6 protein-coding genes are annotated in these 4,799 nt (G+C 64.8%); 5 read left to right on the top strand and 1 reads right to left on the bottom strand.

The window, feature by feature from the left end:
• From E7Z53_RS20070 to E7Z53_RS19675, 5 genes are all read left to right on the top strand, one after another.
• On the top strand, window positions 1-640 hold a 640-nt coding region (locus E7Z53_RS20070), incomplete at its 5' end, for a hypothetical protein (protein ID WP_217905982.1).
• The gene (locus tag E7Z53_RS19690) at window positions 640-960 is read left to right on the top strand and encodes a hypothetical protein (RefSeq protein WP_176338672.1); all 321 of its coding nucleotides are present in this window, start codon (window positions 640-642) and stop codon (window positions 958-960) included. The genes E7Z53_RS20070 and E7Z53_RS19690, both read left to right, overlap by 1 nt.
• A 99-nt stretch (window positions 961-1,059) precedes the next feature.
• Window positions 1,060-1,215, top strand: coding sequence for a hypothetical protein (locus E7Z53_RS19685; RefSeq protein WP_176338671.1), 156 nt, complete (start codon window positions 1,060-1,062; stop codon window positions 1,213-1,215).
• Window positions 1,216-1,535: 320 nt separating this feature from the next.
• Window positions 1,536-1,736, top strand: a complete 201-nt coding sequence (locus E7Z53_RS19680) for a hypothetical protein (protein ID WP_176338670.1) — start codon at window positions 1,536-1,538, stop codon at window positions 1,734-1,736.
• A 698-nt stretch (window positions 1,737-2,434) separates the two neighbouring features.
• Entirely contained in the window at window positions 2,435-3,445 is a 1,011-nt protein-coding gene (locus E7Z53_RS19675; protein ID WP_176338669.1) for a replication initiation protein, read from the top strand.
• A 465-nt stretch (window positions 3,446-3,910) separates the two neighbouring features.
• Here E7Z53_RS19675 and E7Z53_RS19670 read toward each other — a convergent pair whose 3' ends face one another.
• Window positions 3,911-4,612 carry a hypothetical protein gene (locus E7Z53_RS19670; protein WP_176338668.1) on the bottom strand — a complete coding sequence of 234 codons (702 nt, stop codon included), beginning with the start codon at window positions 4,610-4,612 and terminating at the stop codon, window positions 3,911-3,913.
• Window positions 4,613-4,799 lie beyond the last annotated feature (187 nt).

Here is a 4,799-nt window from a genome sequence, read left to right as displayed (position 1 = left end):
GCGGCGAGCCACGGTTCTCATGTTCTCCGCGGTTCTAGCGACTACCGGGGTTGGTTTGGGAAGCGTTCCAGCTATGGCCAGTTCTGAATCAGCCTCCGCGGTCGTCGGTGATCCGGAAGTGGTGCTGGTGGCTCCTGTGAGCGGGGCATCGGTCAGCTCTGGTGACCTGACGGCTCTTGGACTGAACCAAGCCCCGGAGCTGCCCCCGGGACTAGCAACGGCCTCCCTTTTGGGGCCTATCGATGCGCTCAACTGCAACACGTTGAAGCGTGCGAGCCACGTGGTCACGACCTATCAGGCTAGGAGCCGCCCGGGGTTCTCTGGAGGCCGGATCAAGTTGGAATGCGGCACCGAGAAGGGCTATGGATACCGTCACATTCGAGCCGGCCACCAGGGCGACTGGACGCGCAAGATGGAGCCAATGCGTGGGAACTGGGACGACTTCATGGACTTCGCCACTCGGCAGTCTTTGGTGGCTCCCTCCAAGATCGCTGACCAAGGCGGTGGAAAGCTCTGTTACACCACACCGGTGCAGGTGCGGAACTCCAAGGGGCAGGTCCTCAAGACTTTTTACCCTCGTGTGATCATTTCTAAGACCAATCGACGAGTGATCACGTCATACCCAGCAAGGGGTTGCTGATGAGCACACACACAACGATCAGGATGCTCAACGAGTACGGATGCTCCTGGCCGTTTTTTGGATGGGACAGTGCACTGGAACAGGACGACTTTCCTCTTCCTGCTGAGCTGTCCGACCAGCTCCTGACGTGGACTCGTGACTTCGACATGAACTATCACGAGGAGCGAGGCTGGCCATCGGTGGAACACCGAAACGCTGCCTACCGGGAAGGCCTGAGGCTGGCGCAGGTGGTTCAGGAGGCCGTTGGTCCTGACGTTGAAATCACCTTCACGTTCTGGGAAACACTCGTGAACGGGCAGGACCTACCTTTAGAAGGGTGATCCACAGTGCGTGCGATTGAGCGCAACGAGGAACCGGCCCGTAGCGTTTGACGAATGCAAATGCGACGCGGGGACCAGGAGGCCAGGCAGCGTCGAGACATGGCTTGGATTCTGGTGCTGCTGGCTGGAGTGCAGGTGGGTCTGCTGGCTGCGGTGATTGGCGTCTTGCTCGAAGACTTCGTAGTGGGCACTGTTGTTGCCTTGGTTCCTGGCGCTGTGGTGGTGGGGATCTGGTGGCGGCGGTTTCTGGACTAACCGGCGTTGCCGGACATGGAAAAAGCCGGGCAGCAGCCCGGCTTTTTCTTATGGGAGGCGGGGCCTGGTCAACCGGGCCTCCCGGGAAGCTGTTGGTGTGAGCACGCCAGTTTCCACCTCCAGTCTCGGCCGATTTTCGGTTCGTTCCCAAAAGTGACGGCGATGGGTGTGTGAGAGGTCCTGCCAAGGCTTGATCTGCCGGCACAGGCTGCTCAGCCGGGGTTGTCTCCGCAGGGCTCTGTCCCGGTCAGCCTGGACGGTGTGTGGTCATAAACCGTGGGTCGGTTCGGAGAGCCGGGGTGGCTTCCTATCGTCGTGAGATGAGCAGAGAACGCTATGAGCCGATGAGCGAGGCCCAGCTGGAGGTCGCTTGGATGGTCGTGTTGCTGGGGGGTGCGCTGGTTCTTATGGGCGGGGTGGCCCTGAATGTGCTGATCGATCATCTCGCTGTCAGCTTTGCCTTGGCGGGGGTGCCGAGTGTGCTGATGGTGGCGGTGTTGTGGCGGCGGTACGTGCACTAGGCCGTGCGTGCCGGCACGGAAAAAGCCGGGTAGCAGAGCCCGGCTTTTTCCGTGGGGAGGATCCTGTACCCCGCGTCTCAGTGTCCTGCACACCGGTCGTGACACCTACTGCCGCCAGGCGGAGCAAAGCTATGTTCTATGGCACATAGAACGGGATCGGTCTCCGGCCGGGGCACCACGCGGAGCGGGTGGGTGCTGCGCTGGGCATGGGAAAAGCCGGGCCATGGGAGAGCCCGGCTTTTCTAGGGCGGTATGCAGATCACCCACCCTCAGTGTCTGGGAAGCCCGTGAGTGTGTCGAGGGGGACCGGCTAACGGCCCGGCCCCCCTCCAGGGGGCAGCGATGTGAGCACAAGCCCCCGATTTCAGTGTGAAGAATGACCGCAGGTGCTTCCTAGCAGCCAGAGCTTTGTGTCGAGGGTTGGGTGGGTCGTTGGGAAGGGGATGAACCCCTACTAGGTCCGCACATGGCCGACGCGACAGGGCGAAGGTCCGCCCGTGGGCCTACGCCGGGCCATAGGGTGGCCAGGAAAGAGTTGAGCCCCGGAGGGTGGAATCTCCGGGGCTCGACTTCCCCGATTGATAGCGGCAATCAGGAGAAGCCTTGTGACCAGTGTAGGCACGACCCCTCCCCCGTCCACCAGCCCCGCCGCAACACGGCAGGCCGCTGTCCGGCAAGCGGTCGTTGACCATTTGGGCGTGCACCACATCCGGGTGGCAGCCACCAAGGACGGTGCTCCACGCACCGTGCCGGTGGAGGCGTTAGGCGAGTTCGCGTTCTGGACGCCACCGGCGCGACCCAACCTCGGCCTGCTGACCGTGGACGTCGATCGAGACGCGGCAGTGCTCGAGTTCTTCGCCGCCCCAGCCCTGCCGCACGTGATCGTGGAAACCCCTCGCGGGGCCCAAGCCGTGTGGCTGATCGACCGGGTGCACACCGGCCCCGACGCCCGACCGCACCCAATCGCCTACGCCGAGGCCGTAGGAGCCGCTCTGCGGGCCTCGCTGAGCGGAGACGCGGCTGTAGACCCGCTACGGCCCGCCCGCACCCGGAACCCCTGCTACAGGCCCACTCAGCGCGATGTGTTCACCACCGCCCGCCCGCTCACGGCCCCGTACCGGCTCGGAGAGCTCCAGGAGGCTCTAGACGCCGTTGAAGCATGGCCAACCCACTCTGAGCCCCCTCAGGCTCGCACAAGGGCGCAGAAAGCCTCTGGCGGGGTGTTCGTGGGTCGCAACGATGCCGTGAACCGCGCCACCTGGCTGACCGTGCGCCACGCGCTGGAAAATGGCTCCGTGACCCACTGGACCGACGCCGAGGTGCTGCAGCTGGCCCGCGGCATCAACGAGGCCGTGGCCGCCGAGCAAGGCGTGGCACCGCTGCCCGATGACCAGGTACGCGATCTGGCCGCCTCCATCGGCCGGCACCAGCACCGCCCCGGCCGCCGAACCATCACCGGGCAAGGCTCGGCCGCCGCACGCACCCTCGGCGCCAAAGGCGGCGCAGCCCGCTCCGAGAAAAAGACTCAGGCAGTCCGGAAGAACGCCGACAAGAGCCGTGCCGTGCGCGCAGCTACTTCGACTCTGCGGGCTGAACAGATCCGGGTACTAGCTGAGGCTGGGCACTCCCGACCGACGATCGCCAAGACCCTCGGGTGCTCCGAATCAACCGTAAAAAGAGCTCTTCGGAGTGCCCGCTCCACCGGCTAGGGGGGGGGTCATTTACTAAGCCCAAGGTGAGAGGGCGCCCAAGGGCCCAGTTCTGGGCTCTCCCACCCTCTCCGGGTGATGCTCCTCTGGACCCCCTCCGCCCACCCTCGGACCGGCACATTTCATGCATCGTTCGATGCCCTCAGCCTGGGCGACCTCACGCAGGCGCGCACACGTTCAGCTGCACGCTTCGGTCAAGGTGCCCAGAGCGTCCCAATCAGGCACTGACCCAGTTCCAAGTCCCCTCCGCCGGCGCCCGTCACCCTGGTCACTGTCGATGACGTCTGTCGTCTTCGATTCACCCTTCACGGGTGAGCCCCTGAGCCACCCCCGGTGATATGGCCGGAAGGAGTCTTCGTAGTCGATCCATGTGGTTGAGCGGGTGCTTGGTGGGGTGGCGTGGTGGCTGTTGGTGGGTCGGTTCTGGGCGTGCTGGGGTGTCCTGGCGGTGCTCGCCTCAGTCGGTCAGGTGGGGCGGTAGAAGCTGCTTCCCTGGTGGGTGGGATGTTGGCGGGCCTGGGCTTCGAGATCGTTGAGTTGGTGGCGGATCCGGCGGGCTTGTTCCTCGTGGGCGCGGGCCTGGGCGTGGCGGTAGGCGATGTCCTGGGCGCGCTGGTCGAGATCGTCCTGCCGTTGCCGTAGCCGTTCCTCGCGGGCGGTGAGGGCTCGTTCCCGGGCGTCGAGGGCGCGTTCGGCGGCCGTGATCTGTCCGGCTGCTGCGGCCAGATCCCCCCACTGCTCGGCGGTGATGACGCGGCCGGTGGTGGTGGCCGGGCGTGGGTTGAACGCGAACCGGGCGGTGAACAGTTCGGCGGTGAAGCGCGCCAGATGGGCCCCTAGGGCGGTGCGTGCACGGTTGCTGAGTCGTTCGTTGGTGGCCAGCTCGACCATGCGGCGTAGTACCGGGGCGGCGAGATCGGGGTGTTCCTCCAGGGCCTCAGCCAATGCGTTGGGATCGGGGCGGGACCATGCCCGCCGGGTGCGCTCAATCACCTGGGGCGGAGTCTTTTCCACGATGATGCGCACCGGCTGGCTTTCGCGCTGGGCGGCTCTGCGGTGCTCATAGGCGTAACGCCGGCACTGGTCGGAGCAGTACACCGGGGGTCGTCCGCGGCCGGGCTTGGGCGCGACAGGACCGGTGCACCATGGGCAGATTTTCGACTCCATGAGGGCGAGCCTAAAAGCGTCGTGACGAATTCCGGACACCTCGGTTATCAAAGATGCATGAGGTGTGACGGTCCTTCTGCGTCAGAAGGACCGAGCAAACCTTCCTGATTTACTATCGGGAACACTGGGCGGGGTCGGCTCGTCCCTAGACGAAAGGGGCAACGATGTCCCTCACTCATACGTGGCG

The organism is Kocuria salina (genome assembly GCF_013368965.1).
GTDB classification, from domain to species: domain Bacteria; phylum Actinomycetota; class Actinomycetes; order Actinomycetales; family Micrococcaceae; genus Kocuria; species Kocuria rosea.
The sequence above is the reverse complement of the archived record's forward strand: the minus strand, read 5'-3'. Positions and strand labels throughout refer to the sequence as shown.

Bases quoted from the DNA above. Each gene is read 5' to 3' on its own strand.
- E7Z53_RS19690 (WP_176338672.1), top strand. From the start codon at position 640: ATGAGCACACACACAACGATCAGGATGCTCAACGAGTACGGATGCTCC.
- E7Z53_RS19685 (WP_176338671.1), top strand. From the start codon at position 1,060: ATGGCTTGGATTCTGGTGCTGCTGGCTGGAGTGCAGGTGGGTCTGCTG.
- E7Z53_RS19680 (WP_176338670.1), top strand. From the start codon at position 1,536: ATGAGCAGAGAACGCTATGAGCCGATGAGCGAGGCCCAGCTGGAGGTC.
- E7Z53_RS19670 (WP_176338668.1), bottom strand. From the start codon at position 4,612: ATGGAGTCGAAAATCTGCCCATGGTGCACCGGTCCTGTCGCGCCCAAG.